Below are 18,059 nucleotides of genomic sequence, written 5' to 3'. Positions count from 1 at the left end.
TTTCTCCTTTTCGAAAACGGGCTGTTACAGCCATGAGGTCAGAAGTCCCTGCGGGAGATCGATTGGTAGCAGAGAAGGCAGCGCAAGCATGAGGACGAAGAACACGATGGTGTAGATAATCGTTGTCTTGATTCGTGCTCTGGCCACCAGAAGCAAGAACGCGGGGATGAAGATCGAGATGGCCGCAAGGTAGCCAATCAGACCAGCCAGCAGGAGGAACCCTCCCATCCAAACGAAGGTGCGGAAGGCGAAGGAGGCATCCTGTGTCCAGCGGGCACCCCAGCCAAATTTGCCGACGTTATCAACTGCCCGGTGCTGAGGATCTGACGAACCGGTTGAAGGGCCGCCGGTGGTGGTGATCGTGTCGCCCACCGCCTGATGGCCCCCTGGACGCAGTGCCGTGGTTCCCGTGGCGAGCTGTTCGACCCCGTTTGGAGCGGTCGCATAAAGCGCGGTGCTCACCGAGACCTTGCGCATCGAGGCGAGCACGCGTTTACGTGAGCGCAGCTCCTGAAGCACAAGCACCAAGGCCATGATGACCCCGAGCCAGCCGATCAGTTGTGGAACGAGCCGTGCATCTGGGGAATAGCCCGCGGAGAGCACCAGTGAACCGGAGAAAACTACCAGCAGTACTGCGGAGGTCACCAGTGACCAGATCGAGTTCTTCAGCGGAGCTTCGGCATCCGGGGCGCTTTCGGCCAGTGAATCATCATCGGCGTTGAGCTTGCGGCGGGCGCGGAACCATTTGAAGGCATTCCAGAGAATTGGAAGGACAAGGATTGCGATGAACACCATGGTGCCCGGACGCAGCATCCAATCAAAACCTTCGTAGAGGCTGTCGGTCAGGAAGTAGTAGCGCTCCAGCGGAATAGCCAGCACAAAACCGATGAGGAATGGAGCGCGTGGGAAACCGGTTGACTTCAGCAGCCAGCCAGCAACACCGAGCAGCAGCATGATCCACAGGTCACCGATCTGGCCGCTTTCCTGGAAGGAGCCGAGCAGCATGATGACTACCAGGCCGGCGGCCAAGATGGCGAAGGGGACCTTGGTCAGCGAGGACAGTGGGCGTACCGTCAGGAAGCAGAGCAGGGCTCCCAGAACCGAGGCAATCGCGAAGGACCAGATGATCAAGTACATCAGATCGAGGTGCTCGTTGATGATGCTCGGGCCGGGCTGGATGCCGTAGGTCAGCAGCATTCCCAGCAGCATTGCCGAGGGAACCCCGCCTGGGATGCCGAATAGGAAGGTCGGGATCAGGTCGCCGGCTTCCACCGAGTTGTTGGCGCTTTCCGGGCCGACGATGCCGCGGGGATCGCCCTTGCCGAACTGGGTCTTGTCCTTGGCGGTTGCTACCGCTTGGCCGTAGGCCAGCCAGGTGCCGGCGGTTGCGCCGACGCCGGGAAGAATGCCTGCCCAGATGCCGATGAGGCCGCCTCTCAGTACCTGGCTCCAGTGGGTCAGCCATTCTCGGATGCCCGAGCCCCAGCCGCCATCAACCTTGACCTGTGTGCTGTCTCCACGGCGCTGGCTTGCACGCGAAGCGATTTCTGCCAGGCCGAAGACGCCCAGGGCCACCGCGACCAGCGACAGCCCGTCGCCCAGGAAGAGCGAACCGAAGGTGAAGCGTTCCTCGGCGGTGGTCGGCGAGGTGCCGATCATGCCGACCATGAGTCCGAGGGCACCTGCGGTGAGGCCCTTGATGACGTTTCCGCGGGAAAGCACGGCGGCCAGCGCCACGCCGAGCACCGTGAGCATGAACAGCTCCGGGCTGGCGAAGGAGAGCACCAGTGGTTTAGCCAGCGGGATGGCCAGGGTCAGCCCGATGGCGCCTATGACGCCGCCTGCCATGGAGGAGAGGAAGGCCAGGCTGAGCGCCCGTTTAGCCTGCCCCTTTTTAGCCATGGAATAACCATCGAGCATCGTGACCGATGCCGAGGCGGAGCCGGGGGCTCCGAGCAGCACCGCCGAGACGGTGTCGGAGGTGTGGACTACGGCAAGGGCGCCGATGAGCATTGCCAACGCGGGGGCTGGCTCCATGCCGAAGGTAATCGGCAGCAAGATGGCCACGGCGGCAGTGCCGCCTAGGCCTGGGATGAGTCCCATGACTAAGCCGGCGATCACGCCGACCAGCAGCATCAGCAGCAAGGCGGGGTCCGTCAGCGAAGCCAATGCGGACATTGCAGAATCAAGCATTGTTCGCTCCTTAGTGAATTTCTATTTGGTAGGAGTCCTTGAGCAGACTGGTGACGTAGCTCTTGGTCTCCTCGCTGACGGTGTAGGCTTCCTTGACTCGCTCGGCAAGCTGGTCATCTGCAACGATCGGGTAGCCGCCGAGGATGTCTTCGGCGCGGTCGTTGAACTCGTCGTTTTCCGAGAGCTTATGCGCCGACTCGCGCAGCAGTTCAACTGCTTCCGGCGGTGCATCGTGCGGAGCCCATAAACCCTTCTGGTAGGTGTAGGTCAAGCCGAGCAGGGTCCGGTAGGCCTCGAGCTTAGGGCCGGAGGGCGCTTCGCCATGGATTTCCTCGTAGGCTTCCACCACGGTTGGCACCTTGGGGAAGTTTGGATCCCGGACCACCTTTCCGTTTTCATCAAGCTGGCCGAAGGACATCAGAACTTTCGCCGAACCATCTTCGGCGATGGGACGAACGGCCGAATCGTAGGAGGATGTGGTGGTGTAGTCGATATCCACTTCGCCGCGCTGCAGGGCAAGATTCACCGGTCCGCGGCCTTCGAAGCCGAAGGTTGAGGAGATATCGGCTCCCAGCAGGTCAAAGGCCACCAGAGTGGTCAGATCCAGCCCGGTGGCGGCGATGCCGCCGAAGACCAGTGGCTTGTCTCGATCAACTAAGTCGCTGACGTCGCTAATTCCGGCCTCGGTGCGTCCGTAGATCACCCCGCCGGTGCCGTTGACCATGATCGGTTCCAGTTTGTCGAAGGAGTAGCGCACTACGTCACGACCCAAGACCCAGGGCACTACCGTGGTGGCGGTGCTGACCAGAAGCTCGGTGCCGTTCTCATCCGCGGAACTCGCAAAACGGTTGCTACCGGTGATGCCTTCACCGCCGGATTCGTTGATCGGTGCGAACCCGGGGACTCCGGGGATCTGGTGGATCAGTTCCTGGCCGATGAAGCGAGCCCAGGTGTCGGTGCCGCCGCCTTCTGCCAAGGGGATAACCAGTTCCAGAGTTTCTCCGGCATAATCGCCGTCGGTGGTGGTTGCCGGCGGGTTGAGCAGCCCTCCGGCGATCAGCGTCGTGCCAAGGCCAAGCGCGGCGAACACTGCGACCGAGGCGAAGACCGTGCGGCGCTTATGCGGTGGGGGATCAACCAGATGCGTGTCCTCGAAATCGGGAATCAACGGTTCGTCGATTTCGACGAGCTCGGAGGCAAGGTGGATCTGCGCCGGGCCGTCTGCTGGGCTCATGACCGGGTCGAAGCTCAAGGTCGCCTCGGCGAGAAGACGCGCAGTGCGCGTGGTTCCCACGACCTCGGACCCGTCGATGTTTCGGTACCACGTTTCGATGACGCCGGCGGGAGTGTGCAGGCGCAGCCTTTCCTCCGCTTCACCACTCAGCAGTGAAGCGATGATTGTCCCCGGGGTTCTGGCGGCCAGGGTGAGTCCCACGCTGCCGGTGATGGCCAGCGCCGGATGCGGTGCACCCATTGAAAGCATCATGACTTTAAAGTCGCATCCCGACTCGGTGCCGGGAGCGTCCACGATTGCGAGCTTGGGAATCGCACGTTGCGCGGACGCGATGTCCACGGCGAGGCCCATGGCCACAGCTCCAGCGCGCCGGATCCGGTCCAAGCGCGCTAGTTCACTGGTTGACTGCGTGATCCAGAGAGAAAAATCTACCTCGCCAAGTGCGGCGTCCTGAGCACTGATGATGATCACCGGGGCTCCAGCGTCGATCAGGGTAGCTTCGAGATTCTCGTATGCGCCACCGTCAACCGTTGGTATGTCCAGCACGGTGCGAGCTTCACCGCTGGGAAGCCGCTTTCCGGTGGTTCCTCCAGCGGGATTCACAAAGCCGATTTCTACCGCTTCGCCAGGAAAAGGTACGCCTGGGATGTAGGTGCCGGCCGGCTCTTCGGCGGCCGGGGCGGCAATGCGTTCGTGCAGCACCTGGCCGGTGTTGGTATTACGGATACGTACCGAAACTTCACCAGCAACGGCGTTGACCCAGCCCTGTTCCACTGCGTAGGGAGCGATGACCGCTGAGCAGTTTCCGCAGTTGCTGCCCCAATCAACCACTGCCTGCTCGATGCCAACCTGCGCGAAGGTGTAATCGACGTCGATTCCGGGTTCGCTGCTGGGGCTGAGGATGACGGCTTTGCTGGTAGTGGAGCTTCCGCCGCCAACACCGTCGATCTGGCGCGGGTCTGGGGAGCCGAAGAGGCGCAAGAGGACCTCATCAACGGTAAAGCCTGGGATTTGGAGCGCACTTCGCTCGAACACCCAGCATTTGCTGGTCCCCCCACGCATCCACGTAGCCTTAACTAATCGCTTAATTGGACTCACCTAATCTATCGAGATCATCGCGCCGAGCGCCGTTTGTGACGTGCCGCACGTTCGTTATGTATTGATGATCCGTTAAAGATGAATGTATTAGTAGTTACAAAAAATGCATTAGATTGAAGCATTGCTGAATTTCTAGACTTCTTAGGGGATGCCGAGGGCAAGAATTGCCACATAAGCGCGATGAAGATGTAGAAGTGCTTGAAAGTTTAGAAGTGAATCCAGTGAATGTTGTGATTCTGGAGTATATTGAAGTATTGCTACATGGAGGCGACATGCTCGACGTAAAGAGATTGCAAATATTGCTCGCAGTAGTCGAGGGTGGTTCCGTCACCTCGGCTGCGGATGAACTTTTTTATACTCCGTCGGGAGTTTCCCAGCAGCTGCGAAAACTCGAAGAAGAGGTTGGCCAACCCCTACTTCAGCGCCACGCGCGAGGCATGACGCCCACCGACGCAGGTCATGTTCTTGCATCACATGCGAGGCGTATCTTGCAACAGATGGATGCCGCGATTGCAGACCTGGATCAGTTGGCGGGACTCAAAAGCGGAAGCTTGAGCTTAGGGACTTTCCCTACTCTCGGGAGTTCGTTCATGCCGTTGGTGATTAGCCGATTCCGCAAGTTGTACCCTTCGGTTAATCTTGATGTGCGAAGTACTAGATTGCAGGAGCTTATGTCGCTGCTTTCCAAGGGGGAGATCTCCTTGGGATTACTCTGGGAATATGAGTGGCACAAGTTGAACCGTGCAGACTTTGAGCTGACGACTCTGTTCACGGAGCCGACGGTACTTGTGGTTGGCGTTGAGCATCCTTTTGCGCAGCTCGATGAGATTGACATGGTCGATACGGCCCATGAACAGTGGATCGTGCGCGCGAACGAGCATCCGGTGGCCGAACTTCTAGAGCGTACATGTAACACTGCCGGGTTCTCTCCGAAGATTTCATTTCAAGCAAATGATTATCAGGAAGCACAAGCAATGGTCTCCGTGGGTTTGGGTATTGCCTTGGCGCCGAAATCCGCGGTGATGAATAACCATCCCGGGGTCAAGATTCTGTCACTGGGTGAAGCTGCCGCGCCGCGCAGTGTGGTTCTGGCTCAGCGCCGGGACCGAGTTCGGGCGCCAGCGGAGAACGCGTTCCAGTCGTTGCTGGTCGAAATGGCTCAAACCTGGATTCGCTAGGTTCGCCGGCGGGCTAGTCGTGTTTCGGGTACCGAACTGCGGTGTTTTCATCAAGGACAGCGCCGGCGCTGAGCTGGGCGTTCACGGTTTTGCCTGGACCCATAATGTGTAGCACGTGAACGTGATGAGCTAGCAAATGATCTGAGATGATTCTGCGGTGACAGCGCCACCATACTGCTTCGGAACACATCACCGCTGTGCGCTGCGAGGATCCTGCGTCGCGCAACTCGGTTAGGGCCTCGGTGAATTCTTGGGATAACGCGTGATCCGCGTAATTATGAAAACTTCGGTTCTCCCACCATGCGTTGACCTCAAAGGGAATTTCCTTGCTTACTGTGCGCCGGCCATCCAGTGGTTCGAGTTTCCACAGCTTGATGCCCATTGCGTCCAAGGATTCGGTCAGGACATCTGAATTAAAATGTGGGAATTTATCTGAGCCTGCCAGCTTCCGAACATCCAGAACCTGTTTGATTGAATTTTCTTTCAGCAGGTCCGTGAATTCTTCCAGTGCCCGGTTCGAGTGCCCGATGGTCCAGATGCGTGGTGTGGTCACGCCGCTCATTGATCTTTGAGCAGCTTCAGCGCGTCGGCCTTATGTGCGGCGACGTGATCAGTCTTGTCACTTTTGATTTCATATTGCGGGTCATCTTTTGACGCCCGATGAGTATGACCTTTGTAGTCAAAGTCGGAAGTATGCACCGTGATGATCTTGCCGGATACCCTGCCTGCCTCGGAATTCCACGAGACGTGATCACCTTTCGAAAGCGCGTGCGTCATGTTGTCCCCTTTCGTTCTCTCCATTCAAGCATCTGTCTCTGGTGGTGTCATTAGGTGGTGTCCTAGTTTCCCGGACAGCCGGAGAGGATGTCCGAAGTTAAAAACCCTTGACCTGTCATTGGTATCTGTTTTAGGCTTCAAAGTATTCTGATATACCAGTCGGATATTAATAGAACTTAAGGTGGTCTGGGCCGGCACTTCGGATCTCGTTATAGAGTATCTGCGCCCGCGTTGCCACGACATATCAGTAACCCGAATCAGCATCTGTGCTTCATCCGGCCCGAAGGGGACCTCATTGATTTCCAGCGAAACAGTCACCAGCTACCTCGAACGGCTGGCCTCTAAGGCGCCGACCCCGGGAGGTGGTGCGGCCGCGGCCATGCAGGTTGCTCAAGGTGCGGCCTTGGTGTCTATGGTGGCCGAATTTACCGCCGGCCCACGTTTTCGCGACGTTGAAGCAGAAGCTGAGCAAATCGCCAAGCGTGCTCGCATTCTGATGCGCTCTGCACTGTATGCCGCGCAAGAAGACGAACGCTGTTTCGGGCAACTGAGCAACGCTTATCGAATACCAAAAGATCAAACCGTGCAACGTTCGGCAGCGATTCAAGAAGCTACCGTGGTCGCCAGTGAACCTTTGGTCAGCACCGTGGAAATCTCGGCTGTCGTCGTAACACTCGCCCAACGTTTATTAGTTATAGGTAACCCGTCGGTGCTCAGTGACGTAGCAGCCGCGGCAGAAGCCGCCCGCGCCGCAACACGTACCGCGGTAGTAACCCTCCAAATGAATATCGCTGCGCTCAACGATCAAAAGCATCGCGAAAGACTGAGCGACACCGTCAATCAAGCAATGGCAACCATCGCCGAAGCAGAACTACTCAGCGATCAGGTTCGCGCGGCGGTCACCGTATGAGCGCGCGCTTATTACTCGGTGAACCGGTAGCCGAAAAAGTTCGTCAGCGTATCGGTGACCTCGTTACACAACTAGCCACTGAGCACGTCACTCCCAAACTCGCTGTCATCGTAGCTACGGATAATCAAGCCACCAATTGGTACGTCAGCTCGATCGCTCGGGCTGCAACAAAGCTTGCGGTGGCCTGCGAAGTACTTGACCTCGGAGAAGCTACCGCAGAGACTCTCGCCGAAACAATCAAGACACTGAATGCCGATGAACAAATTCATGGCATCATCTTGCAAACCCCGCTTCCGCAAGGAATCGACGCATCGTCACTGGTCAAGCTGATAGATCCGGCCAAAGATATTGATGGGGCCAACCCAGTTAGTCTTGGCCAGCTCAGCGTTGGACAAGAGGCTTTCGCCCCAGCTACTGCGCGGTCGGTGATAGAAATCCTTGAACACTATCGGATCCCGCTGGCCGGCAAACATGTGGCGGTGATAGGTCGTTCCACAGTGGTTGGCAAGCCCTTAGCGCAACTACTGTTGCAACTCGATGCGACGGTCACCATCTGCCATTCGCGCACCGTCAATTTGGCTGAACATACCAGTCGGGCCGAGGTGTGCGTAGTAGCCGCTGGGCAACCTCACCTACTGACGGCTAATGAGGTGGCAGCACACTCGGTGGTGATAGACGTAGGAACTCACGTGACCGAATCCGGTGGGCTCACCGGGGATGTGCAGGCTGACTCGGTGCAACCACTGGTCTCGGCGTTAAGTCCTGTGCCTGGGGGAGTGGGCACCGTGACCACTGCCTTGCTGCTTTTGCACACGGTTCAAGCGGCCGTCAATTTCCTTGAACGTAGTCGTCGAGGGGAGTGCCAGATGAGCGTAGGCCGGTAGTTGTCAGGCCGCCAACTTGGCGTGCTTGTTGGGCAATCCAGCCCGCAGGCTCATCAAAGGAACGCGGTAACTGCAATTACCTGGTGGACCCATAGCTGACATCACGCACGGGCCAAGATCCTTGGTGGAATCGCTGGCCGTCACTGCGTCGGATGTTCGCCGCCGCATCATCCCGAGGAAGGTCGATGGTGCGGCGGTGTTGTGTGTTGTGTGTTGTGTTAAATTAAAGAATCTCAAGCCGGGGCTTCAGGAAAGACTCATCAGGCAACCGCAGTCATAAGCACCGCATCAAATGCGGCCCTCAAGGACGCTGGCAGTGATTCTGGATCTCCCAGGTACCCGTTCACCATGGCGCCATCACGAAACATCATCAGCTGGCGGGGCAACGCCTGAGCAGAATGCCTTACTCCCAGCCGGTGAGAACCAGCTTGCCCAACGTCCGTCCGCTCTCGATCAGCTCGTGTGCGTGGCGCAGGTTCTTGGCTGAGATGGGCGTGAGCGTGCTGGTGACCGTGGTGCGTATCTGGCCCTGATCCACTAGATCAGCCACTTTATTGAGCAACCGGTGCTGCTCGATCATGTCGGCGGTTTGATACAGCGCGCGAGTGAACATCAGCTCCCAATGCCAGCTGATGGACTTGCTCTTCAACGGCGAGACATCGCGCGAACCATCGTCAATCGCCACCACCTGGCCGAAGGGGTGGACAATCTGCGCGTAGGTTTCCAGCTGTCCTTCCGAGTGTGCGGTGAACAGCCAGTCCACCCCGTGGGGCGCGAGTGTAAGCACCTGGGCGGCCAGATCCTCGTGGTGGTTCACGGTGTTCTCTGCTCCGAGATCCCGAGCCCAGGCGGCTCGCTCATCATCGGAAGCCGTGGCGATCACGGTGACCTTAGGCAAAAGAACTTCGGCCAGCGCGAGCATGATCGATCCGACACCGCCGGTTGCGCCGACTACCAATAGTGTTCCGGTGGATTGCTCGGTCAACTGCAGCCGGTCAAACAAGGTCTCCCAAGCGGTGATCGCGGTCAGCGGGAGCGCGGCAGCCTCGGCGAAGCTCAGTGTCGCAGGTTTGCGTCCGGTGATCCGCTCGTCAACAAGGTGCAGGCGCTGATTGGTGCCTGGCCGGTCAATGCTGCCGGCGTAGTACACCTCGTCACCCGGGGCGAATAGCGTCACGGCCGAGCCGACTTCTTGAACGGTACCTGCGGCGTCAAAGCCGAGCACCTTAAAGCCGTCGGCGGGGGTGCCTAAACGCACTTTCATATCCACCGGGTTCACCGAAACTGCCTCGACCGCAACGAGCAGGTCATGCGGGCCCAGTTCAGGTAGTTCAATTTCTTGAGAAATCAGTGATTTAGGGTCAGTAGCTGGCAGGTTTTGTGTGTAGCCAATGGCTGTCGTAGTTTTCATGTAAACCATCCTCTCCCGTGGGCACTAGTTACCCGCAAGGGCACTTAGTATCTATTTGATAGCATCAGTCTATGACTGAACTGAGTGAGGATTACCAGCGTAATGATGTGTACGCAGCCATGTGTCCTTGCCGCGACATGCTCGATTTGCTCGCGAACAAGTGGAGCGCCCTGGCTATCGGCGCATTAGAAGATGGACCGCAACGCACCGGGGAACTCAAACGCCGGCTAGAAGGAATCAGTACAAAAGTCCTCTCGCAGACGCTTAAAAAGCTGGAAGACCACGGCCTTCTCATCCGTACCATTTACCCCGAAGTGCCGGCGCGGGTGGAGTATGAACTGACCCAGCTCGGACTCGGTGCAGCGCAACCACTGAAGCAGCTACGCTCGTGGGTTGAGCACAACGTGGGAACCCACTAATTCATTATTTCTCCGCGCATAGCCGCGCTGTGGCTGGCTGAGAAAAAGGTTGCGCCCCGGAACAATGCGGTTCCGGGGCACAACCTGCACTTCTTCTATGGGTAAGGTGCAGTATTTAGCTCGGGGTGACCGCCAAGGTGACACCACGCAGCCGGTCCATCTGCGGATCATATAGTGGATCATCAACCACGCTCGCCGTCAGCAATCTGCCGAAGTACTCAATCTGCACGCTATCCCCAGTTTCTACCGAGCTAGGCAACCAGGCGTAAGCAATAGGTTTACGCACCGTGTACCCGTAGGCCGCGCTGGTCACGTATCCGGCCGGAACTCCATCGACGTACACCGGTTCCTTGCCTAAGACGACCGAGGTTCCATCATCGATGGTCAGGCACCGCAACCTGGTGGTGGCCGCCGCGGCACGTGAAGCCAACGCATCTTTGCCCACGAAGTCCGCGGTCTTGGCTGCCTTCACCGCGAAGCCTAGGCCCGCCTGTTCTGGCTCGTGCTCGGTGGTCACATCCGTACCGAAGGAGCGGAAACCCTTTTCCAATCGCATGGAGTTGAACGCCTCGCGTCCACCAGCAATGATGCCGTGTTCCTGACCGGCTTCGAAGAGGACATCCCAGAGCCGTGCGCTGACATCCGCCGAGGCGTAGAGCTCCCAGCCGAATTCGCCCACGTAGGACAGGCGCATCGCGGTGACCGGGATGCCGGCGATGGAGATCTGCTTGGTGCGGAAGTACTTGAGCCCGTCATTGCTCAGGTCGTCTTCGCTCACCTTGGCCATCACCTCTGGGGCCAACGGACCCCAGAGCCCGATGCAGGAAGTGCCGGCGGTGATATCGCGGACGCTCACCCACTGGCCCGGGTTCGCCTCGTTGAACTTACGCGCTTCGCGGTCCAGGTAGGCGACATCAACATTGGAGTTAATACCCGCCTGATAGAGCTGCTCGGAAATGCGCGCGACGGTAATGTCACTGGTGATACTGCCGGCGGAATTCAGCAGCAAGGTGTAGCTGACCATGCCGGGGGCACGGAGCATATTTGCGGTGGTGAGCCCCTGCAACATTTGTCCGGCACCGGGGCCGGTGATTTCCACACGTTTCAGCGGTGTCATATCAAACATGGCCACCGCGGTACGTGTTTTCCATGCCTCCACCGCGGCGATCGGCGAGTGGAACATATTTGACCACTGATCACGAGCGGGCGCAGCCCACTCTTGCGGTAGCTGATCAAGCAGTGCGGCATTGGCCTGGTACCAGTGTGGGCGTTCCCATCCGGTGCCCTCTAAGAAGAAGGCACCGAGTTCTTGCTGCCGGGCGAAGAACGGACTGGTGCGCACATTGCGTGGCTTCAGCCGTGGCTCCAGGGGATGGCGAATATCGTAGATTTCAACGAAGTTCTGCTGCGAGGTTTCGCTGACATATTCCTTAGTGGTTTGCACGTCTTCAAAACGATTCAGATCACAATCGCTCAGATCCGTTTCCGACTGACCGCTGGTAATCAATTGCGCTACCGCACGGGCAATGCCGGGGGCGTGGGTGACCCAGACGGCTTCGGCAACGAAGAACCCGTCTACCTCGCGGGATTCACCGACCAGCGAACCGCCATCCGGGGTGAAAGAGAAGATTCCATTAAAACCGCGCTGGATCTGAGTGTTGCGCAGATCCGGCAGCAACTCTTGGGTCGCTTCCCACTCGGCGGCAAAGTCCTCAGGGGTGAATGCCAAGCTGGAAGGCATCCGCTCTTCGGTAATCTCACTCGGCGCGTAGCGGGCCAAGGTGTCAAGATCTACCGGCATCGGACGGTGGGCGTAGGAGCCGATACCGATACGATCTCCCCACTCGCGGTAGTAAAGGTCGCCATCCTGGTAACGCAAGATTGGACGAGTAGCGCCGGCAGGTTGTTCGTTGATTCCGGCCAAGCTCGGAGCCGGGGTAGTCCACGCGAACTGGTGACCCAGCGGCAACAACGGGATCGGGGTGCCGACCATCTTGCCAATATTTGGTCCCCAGAACCCTGCGCAGGAGACCACAATGTCAGCTTCGAAACGGTCCTCACCACAGATCACCGCGGTGACCTTGCCTCCGGACTGCTCAATATCGGTCACCACCGTGCCGTCACGGAATTCGACTCCGGCAGCCTGCGCCCGCTCGATGACCAGCGAGGTTCCCTTGCTAGCCAGAGCGAGCCCATCATTTTTGGTGAAGAGGCCACCAAGTACCTTTTCGGGGTTGAGCATAGGGAATTTCTTCAGGCAGTCAGCGGCCTCGATGACTTCGGCCTGCACGCCGTAGGAGCGGTTCCACCCGGCACGGCGGTGCAAATCCTGCAAACGGGCCTCGGTGGTAGCGATTTCCAATCCACCGACCGGAAGGAAGGAGCCGCGGCCGTCGGCACCCACCAGCGAGGTGAGCTTCTCGATGGTGTACTGGGCGAACGCGGTCATTGACTTAGAAGGATTTGAGGAGAAAACGAGTCCGGGGGCGTGCGAGGTGGAACCACCGGGCAGGTTCAACGGCCCCTGCTCAATCACCAAGGTATTGGTGTGGCCCAGCTGGACGAGCTCGTCCGCCAGGTTGGCGCCGACGATTCCGGCTCCGATAATGACTACCCGTGGGGATGAAACAGACACGGTGGACTCCTAAAACTTGTGTGGTGTGGAGAATTGAGATGCTGCGAGTATTTCGAGAAGGTCCGGCAAGCTCAGGCGTCGATGACCAGATCGGTGCTCGCGGTGGAACAACACGGGAGGAACTTGCCGGCCGAGATTTCTCTGGCACGGATCCCACCTTGATGGTTCATTTGGACCTCACCATCGAGCTTGACCACCTTGCATGAACCGCACATACCTTCTTGGCAGTTCGCACCGATGCGAACTCCGGCACGTTGCGCGACTCCCAGAATGTGCTCGTCGCCATTGATCTTTACGTTCAAGGCGCTGCGCACAAAGGTCATCGTCAGCGTCCCGCTGCCAACGGTGGGGAAAGCCGAGGAATTAACCGGCCCAGCCGGTTCCACCAACGGTTTAGCCGGCGGCAAAGAAATATTGGAGTCGACGACTTCTAATTTCTGTCCCGTGGCTTCGATGGTTCCTTCCGCGTCATACTCCGGTTCATACATGACCAGCTCAGGGGGCTGGCTTTCGTAGAACTGATCCACCGACTCGGCGACTTCCTCGGCGATACCTTCGGCTAAGGTAATTTCCTGCTGGTATTCCAACACTGTCTTATGGTCACCGGAGAAGAACTCCATGAACACCGAGGTGTCATCTACTCCCACCTCGCGCAAGAGTTTGGTGGCCAGATTCAGGTAGCCTTCGGGACCGCACGCGAACACCTTGCGCCCATTAGCGTCCGGTGCCACCGCTTCAATCATCTGTGCGGTGAGCCGACCACTGAATCCGTCCCAACTTGCGGGCTTTTCGCGGTTGCCCAAGGAGTAAGAGACCTTGATCCGCGAATCAACCTGGGTGATGTATTCCAGTTCGGGCCAGAACGCGAAGTCCCCGGGCACCGTGCCATGGCAGAGCACCACCACATCCGCTAACCCGGGCAGCGAATGAATGGTGCGCACCATGGACATGATCGGGGTGATTCCCGCACCGGCAGATAAGAACAGGTAGCGCGCTCGCCGGTCGGAGTCTCCTAGGTGGAATGCACCGACCGGACCGAGCATGTCCAAGACCATTCCGGGGCGAAGGTTTTGATGCGCCCAGTTGGAGACGAGCCCGTTGGAATCCCTTTTGATGCTGATGTTAAAGGTCCACGGCACGGTGGGCGCGCTAGATATTGAATAGCTTCGGTCCACCGAGTCTTGGTCTTCACCATGCACCGGGAAGGCAATGTTCAGATATTGTCCGGCACGGAAAGCCAATGGTGCACCATCCAGGCGGCGAAAGACGAAGGTCATCAATCCGCCGGCCTCGGCGATGGTTTGCACACATTCGGCCATGAACTCTTGCGGGTGCCACGGTCCCAGCGCGCGGGCGGCGCTGGCCGGTCCGTCTTGTCCACTAAGTACCCGGTTCCATGGCATTTCCAGCCCGCGGATACGTTGGGCTTCCGGGATGCCGGTACGGGTGACGGGTTCGGTCATGCCAGGTGCTCCAAAACGCGCTGGGTGTACCAGTTAAGGAAGGCCTCAACCTGGTATTCGCTCAACATGTAAGGGCCTGGCTCGTACACTGGGCTGGCCGCTCCCTTTTGGCAAAGCTCCACAAACGCCTTGTCCTGCAGGTTTGTCTGCTTCCAGGTGTGAGTCAGTGTCTCCAGATCATAATCTTCGCCTTCCAACGCATCATCGGCTACCAGCCAGGTGGTGCGCACCAGGGTTTGGTGCTCGTTAATAGGGAAGACTGCGAAGGTAATGATGTGATCACTTTGGAAGTGGAACCAGCTATTGGGCTGCAAGTGCATGGAGCAACGTCCAAGACGGAAGTCGCGTAGGTCGCCCAGTAGTTTTTTGGATAGTCGGTGGCCGTCGGGGGAGAAGGATTCACCGTCGCCGTCCAAGGATTCACGGGAGATACGAATTCCGGCGATGCGGGTATCGAGTTCTTCGACTACTTTGAATGGGATGCCGTAGCGCCTGCAACGTTCTTCGAGGCTTGCCTGAGCCTGCTTATTACGTTTCCACACTTCTTCAAGATGAGTGGGGACGCTCTCGTCGCTCAGCCCCCAGGTGGGGAACAGCGAGCAGGCAAGTTCCGGGTGGCCGTCGCAGTGGTAGCACTCGCGGTTGTTCTCCATCACCAGTTTCCAATTGGCTTCTTCGATAATGTTCTGCTGGTAGGCCACCTTGGTGCGAGAAATATCGTGCGGCGCCAGGTAGGGTTCAAAGATTTCGGCGACCTGATCAAAGTCCGTGGGTGGTTCTTGGGCGAGGCAGACAAAAATGAGTCCCGCGCGAATCTGTCCATGGGCTCGCTTGAGGGCAAAGCAGTTCTTGTCGAACTTTGTTTCCCCCGGAGTAGAGGCGTGGATCAGCTCCCCTTCGGGGGAGTAGGTCCACGAGTGGTATCCGCAGACCAGGTTTCCGGTGCTTCCCGAAGCTTCGGTCAGCACTCGGGCGCCGCGGTGACGACAAACATTGTGCAGGACGTTGACCCCGCCGTCATCGGTGCGCAAGATGATCAACGAATATGGGCCGTAGTCGACGGTGACATAGTCTCCGGGTTCGGGGATCTCGGCGACACTCGTGGCGAAGAGCCAGTGGGTTCCGAAGATCGCCTGCATGTCCAACGCAAAAACCGCCGGGTCCGTGTAGAACGGGGAATCGAGCGAATACCCTAGGCGCCGATTTTGGAAGAGCTCGGTAATTTCGGTGAGTTGTTCGGCGCTCACCGAAGAAGCCAACTTGCCTCGCGTGGGTTGCGGGGCGCTTACCGAAGCTGTCATTTTTACTCCTAGAAGCCAGAAACCAAGTGTGGTCATGGGGGTGGATGCACTGCAGGAATTTGTGAAGTGAATCACCGTATATGTCGAGACTAAAGTCTGAAGAGTCGCATGAAAAGCGCAAGAAAGTGGAGAAGATCATGCACAATAGGTGCATGATTGATCCTCGTCTGATAACCCTGAGAGTTTTCTCCTCGGTGGGCACCGTGGCGCGAACCGCGGAGCTAACCGGGTACTCGCCCTCCGCGGTGTCTGCGCAGCTGCGTGAACTACAGCGCTCTCTAGGGATTAAGCTGCTGATCAAGGATGGACGCGGCATCCAATTGACGGTTGCCGGCAGGCATTTTGTGGCGGGACTTGACGACATTGTGACGCAATGGGAGCAGCTGCGGGCCTCGGCGTTGGCCAGTGAGGGGCAGCTGCAGGCGAGCTTCGGTTTGGGCGGATTCTCCACTGCCGCGGCGCAATTGCTCGCACCCCTGGCGGAGGAGCTGCACACCGTCCGCCCGCACGTGCAGGTGCAACTGATGGAAGCTCATCCGCAGCGTTGCTTGGATCTTTTACTCGCCGAACGAATCGACCTGGCGGTGATTGTGGCTTCGCAGGCTCACGGGTCAATCGATGCGGGTGCCAGATTTGAGCAGACGGTACTGCTCGATGACCCGTTGGACGTGGTGCTGCCCGCAGGACACCGGCTTGCGTTGAACCAAACCGTTTCGCTGGAAGAGCTGGCGGAAGATCCATGGATTACGGAAAACGAACAGTCGGTGTATCGCTCGTTATTCGTCTCGGCCTTCACCTCGCTAGGGGTCACGCCGCACATTGCGCACGAGGCGATCGAGTGGGAAACCATGATTGCCTTTATCGGAGCCGGCCTGGGAGTGGGGTTGCTGCCACGGTTGGCCACGTTGGGAAGCGTGGAAACTGTGGTGCGCCGACGCATCTCCGGAACTGCCAAGCCTTCACGGCGCATTGTTGCCGTGACCCGCAAGGGCGGGCGGGGTTCCCCGCTCATCGAAGAATCTTTAACTTTTTTGCAACGCACCGCGGAATCAATTATTTCCCAGCGATTGACCGAGGAATTGGACGGTTAGGCCAGGTCTCAAGGACCCGGGAGCCAAGGAACTATTTTTCAATTGGCTATTGACATAGATCACACTCATGAGCAGACTTTGGCTAAGTCCGATTAGTATCCAACTGATATTTCATGTGAAAGGTCACCCATGGGCAACTTGGCAGTCAGCTACGCCGGTGCAGGCAAGGTCGAACTCATCGACACCCCGTACCCAGATTTTGAACTGAAGGACGGTCCGGGAGTTCACCCGGCCAACATTGGGCGCCAGGTGCACCACGGTGTCATCTTGAAAACCATCGCCACTAACATCTGCGGATCCGACCAACACATGGTGCGCGGACGCACCACCGCCCCAGAGGGTCTAGTGCTCGGCCATGAAATCACCGGCGAGGTGGTTGAAATCGGCCGTGACGTGGAGTTCTTGAAGGTGGGAGACGTTGTTTCGGTACCTTTCAATATCTCCTGTGGGCGTTGTCGAAACTGCAAGGTCGGACAAACCGGCATCTGCTTGAACGTCAATCCAGACCGCCCGGGCTCGGCTTACGGGTACGTGGATATGGGTGGCTGGGTCGGTGGACAGGCCGAGTACGTGCTGGTTCCGTATGCGGATTGGAACGCGCTGAAATTCCCTGACCGGGATCAGGCCATGGAAAAAATCTTGGACCTGACCATGCTCTCCGATATTTTCCCCACCGGATACCACGGCGCCATCGGCGCCGGGGTGACCGTTGGCTCCACGGTGTACGTCGCCGGTGCCGGGCCGGTTGGTCTGGCCGCTGCTACCTCGGCCCAACTTTTGGGTGCTGCCACGGTCATCGTCGGTGATCTTAACGCGGACAGGCTAGCCCAAGCTCGGAGCTTTGGCTGCGAGACGGTCGACGTTTCGCTGGGGGACCCAGGCGAGCAGATTGCTCAAATCCTCGGCGTTCCAGAGGTGGATTGCGGAATTGACGCCGTGGGCTTTGAAGCTCGCGGACACGGCCAAAATGCCAAGACCGAGCAACCTGCCACCGTCTTGAACTCGCTGATGGAAATCACCCGTGCCGGTGGTGCATTGGGTATTCCGGGACTCTACGTCACCGGTGACCCAGGCGCGACTGATGAAGCGGCCAAGCAGGGTTCGCTGTCCATGCGCTTTGGCTTGGGATTCGCTAAATCACACACCTTTGTTACCGGCCAATGCCCGGTAATGAAGTACCACCGCGGGCTGATGCAGGCAATCCTCTCCGACAAGGTGAGCATCGCTAAAAACGTTAATGCGACCGCTATCGCGTTGAAGGATGCGCCCCAAGGCTACGCGGCCTTTGACGAGGGCGCTGCGCAGAAGTTTGTACTTGATCCACACAATATGATCCGCGCTTAAACCCGCATTATTTTGCCGGGCACGAGCAGGTTTTTAGATCTGTTCGTGCCCGTTATCTAACCCCAAGAGACTCGCATCTCGCGGGGCGGAATTATCCCAAGATGTCCATGCCCGAACTTGT

Annotated in this window: 14 protein-coding genes; 6 read left to right on the top strand and 8 right to left on the bottom strand. The window is 58.2% G+C overall.

Translation table 11 applies throughout. The features are described 5' to 3' along the window. Positions 1 to 24 precede the first annotated feature (24 nt). The gene (locus IEX04_RS03205) at positions 25 to 2,193 is read right to left on the bottom strand and encodes a tripartite tricarboxylate transporter permease (RefSeq protein ID WP_188683634.1); all 2,169 of its coding nucleotides are present in this window, start codon (positions 2,191 to 2,193) and stop codon (positions 25 to 27) included. A gap of 10 nt (positions 2,194 to 2,203) precedes the next feature. Continuing rightward, complete coding sequence (locus IEX04_RS18680; RefSeq protein ID WP_268236907.1) at positions 2,204 to 4,525, bottom strand: PrpF domain-containing protein; 2,322 nt, start codon at positions 4,523 to 4,525, stop codon at positions 2,204 to 2,206. Positions 4,526 to 4,746: 221 nt separating this feature from the next. On the opposite strand from IEX04_RS18680, the gene IEX04_RS03195 reads away from it, so the two are divergent. Beyond that, on the top strand, positions 4,747 to 5,703 hold the full coding sequence (locus tag IEX04_RS03195) for a LysR family transcriptional regulator (RefSeq protein ID WP_308422393.1): 957 nt from the start codon (positions 4,747 to 4,749) through the stop codon (positions 5,701 to 5,703). A gap of 13 nt (positions 5,704 to 5,716) precedes the next feature. Here IEX04_RS03195 and IEX04_RS03190 read toward each other — a convergent pair whose 3' ends face one another. Continuing rightward, the gene (locus IEX04_RS03190) at positions 5,717 to 6,265 is read right to left on the bottom strand and encodes a DUF488 domain-containing protein (RefSeq protein ID WP_188683630.1); all 549 of its coding nucleotides are present in this window, start codon (positions 6,263 to 6,265) and stop codon (positions 5,717 to 5,719) included. After that, positions 6,262 to 6,480: a hypervirulence associated TUDOR domain-containing protein gene (locus IEX04_RS03185; RefSeq protein ID WP_188683628.1), complete on the bottom strand. Its 219-nt coding sequence runs from the start codon at positions 6,478 to 6,480 to the stop codon at positions 6,262 to 6,264. The genes IEX04_RS03190 and IEX04_RS03185 overlap by 4 nt, the downstream gene beginning before the upstream one ends. 295 nt (positions 6,481 to 6,775) lie before the next feature. On the opposite strand from IEX04_RS03185, the gene IEX04_RS03180 reads away from it, so the two are divergent. Together IEX04_RS03180 and IEX04_RS03175 are read left to right on the top strand one after the other, a co-directional pair. Then, positions 6,776 to 7,390, top strand: a complete 615-nt coding sequence (locus IEX04_RS03180; protein WP_188683626.1) for a cyclodeaminase/cyclohydrolase family protein — start codon at positions 6,776 to 6,778, stop codon at positions 7,388 to 7,390. Continuing rightward, positions 7,387 to 8,274 (top strand): bifunctional 5,10-methylenetetrahydrofolate dehydrogenase/5,10-methenyltetrahydrofolate cyclohydrolase, encoded by an 888-nt coding sequence (locus IEX04_RS03175; RefSeq protein WP_188683624.1) that lies wholly within the window; start codon positions 7,387 to 7,389, stop codon positions 8,272 to 8,274. Before IEX04_RS03180 ends, IEX04_RS03175 begins: the two co-directional genes overlap by 4 nt. Before the next feature lie 403 nt (positions 8,275 to 8,677). Here IEX04_RS03175 and IEX04_RS03170 read toward each other — a convergent pair whose 3' ends face one another. After that, positions 8,678 to 9,685 carry a zinc-binding alcohol dehydrogenase family protein gene (locus IEX04_RS03170; protein WP_188683622.1) on the bottom strand — a complete coding sequence of 336 codons (1,008 nt, stop codon included), beginning with the start codon at positions 9,683 to 9,685 and terminating at the stop codon, positions 8,678 to 8,680. A 71-nt stretch (positions 9,686 to 9,756) separates the two neighbouring features. Here IEX04_RS03170 and IEX04_RS03165 point away from each other — a divergent pair, with 71 nt between their 5' ends. Beyond that, positions 9,757 to 10,104 (top strand): winged helix-turn-helix transcriptional regulator, encoded by a 348-nt coding sequence (locus tag IEX04_RS03165; protein ID WP_188683620.1) that lies wholly within the window; start codon positions 9,757 to 9,759, stop codon positions 10,102 to 10,104. 115 nt (positions 10,105 to 10,219) lie between these two features. On the opposite strand, the gene IEX04_RS03160 is transcribed toward IEX04_RS03165, so the two are convergent. The 3 genes from IEX04_RS03160 to IEX04_RS03150 all read right to left on the bottom strand — a co-directional run bounded on the left by IEX04_RS03160 (position 10,220) and on the right by IEX04_RS03150 (position 15,503). After that, positions 10,220 to 12,739, bottom strand: a complete 2,520-nt coding sequence (locus IEX04_RS03160) for a GcvT family protein (protein ID WP_188683618.1) — start codon at positions 12,737 to 12,739, stop codon at positions 10,220 to 10,222. Positions 12,740 to 12,810: 71 nt separating this feature from the next. After that, positions 12,811 to 14,202: a flavin reductase family protein gene (locus IEX04_RS03155; RefSeq protein WP_188683616.1), complete on the bottom strand. Its 1,392-nt coding sequence runs from the start codon at positions 14,200 to 14,202 to the stop codon at positions 12,811 to 12,813. Beyond that, entirely contained in the window at positions 14,199 to 15,503 is a 1,305-nt protein-coding gene (locus IEX04_RS03150) for an aromatic ring-hydroxylating oxygenase subunit alpha (RefSeq protein WP_188683614.1), read from the bottom strand. The genes IEX04_RS03155 and IEX04_RS03150 overlap by 4 nt, the downstream gene beginning before the upstream one ends. A gap of 152 nt (positions 15,504 to 15,655) precedes the next feature. Between IEX04_RS03150 and IEX04_RS03145 the strand changes: the two genes are divergently transcribed. Both IEX04_RS03145 and fdhA read left to right on the top strand, forming a co-directional pair. Next, positions 15,656 to 16,594, top strand: coding sequence for a LysR family transcriptional regulator (locus IEX04_RS03145; RefSeq protein WP_188684084.1), 939 nt, complete (start codon positions 15,656 to 15,658; stop codon positions 16,592 to 16,594). Between the two features lie 129 nt (positions 16,595 to 16,723). After that, positions 16,724 to 17,938: a formaldehyde dehydrogenase, glutathione-independent gene (gene fdhA / locus IEX04_RS03140; RefSeq protein ID WP_188683612.1), complete on the top strand. Its 1,215-nt coding sequence runs from the start codon at positions 16,724 to 16,726 to the stop codon at positions 17,936 to 17,938. The last annotated feature ends 121 nt before the right edge of the window (positions 17,939 to 18,059 follow it).

The sequence above is a fragment of the Glutamicibacter ardleyensis genome (assembly GCF_014644555.1).
GTDB lineage: Bacteria > Actinomycetota > Actinomycetes > Actinomycetales > Micrococcaceae > Glutamicibacter > Glutamicibacter bergerei.
The sequence above is the reverse complement of the archived record's forward strand: the minus strand, read 5'-3'. Positions and strand labels throughout refer to the sequence as shown.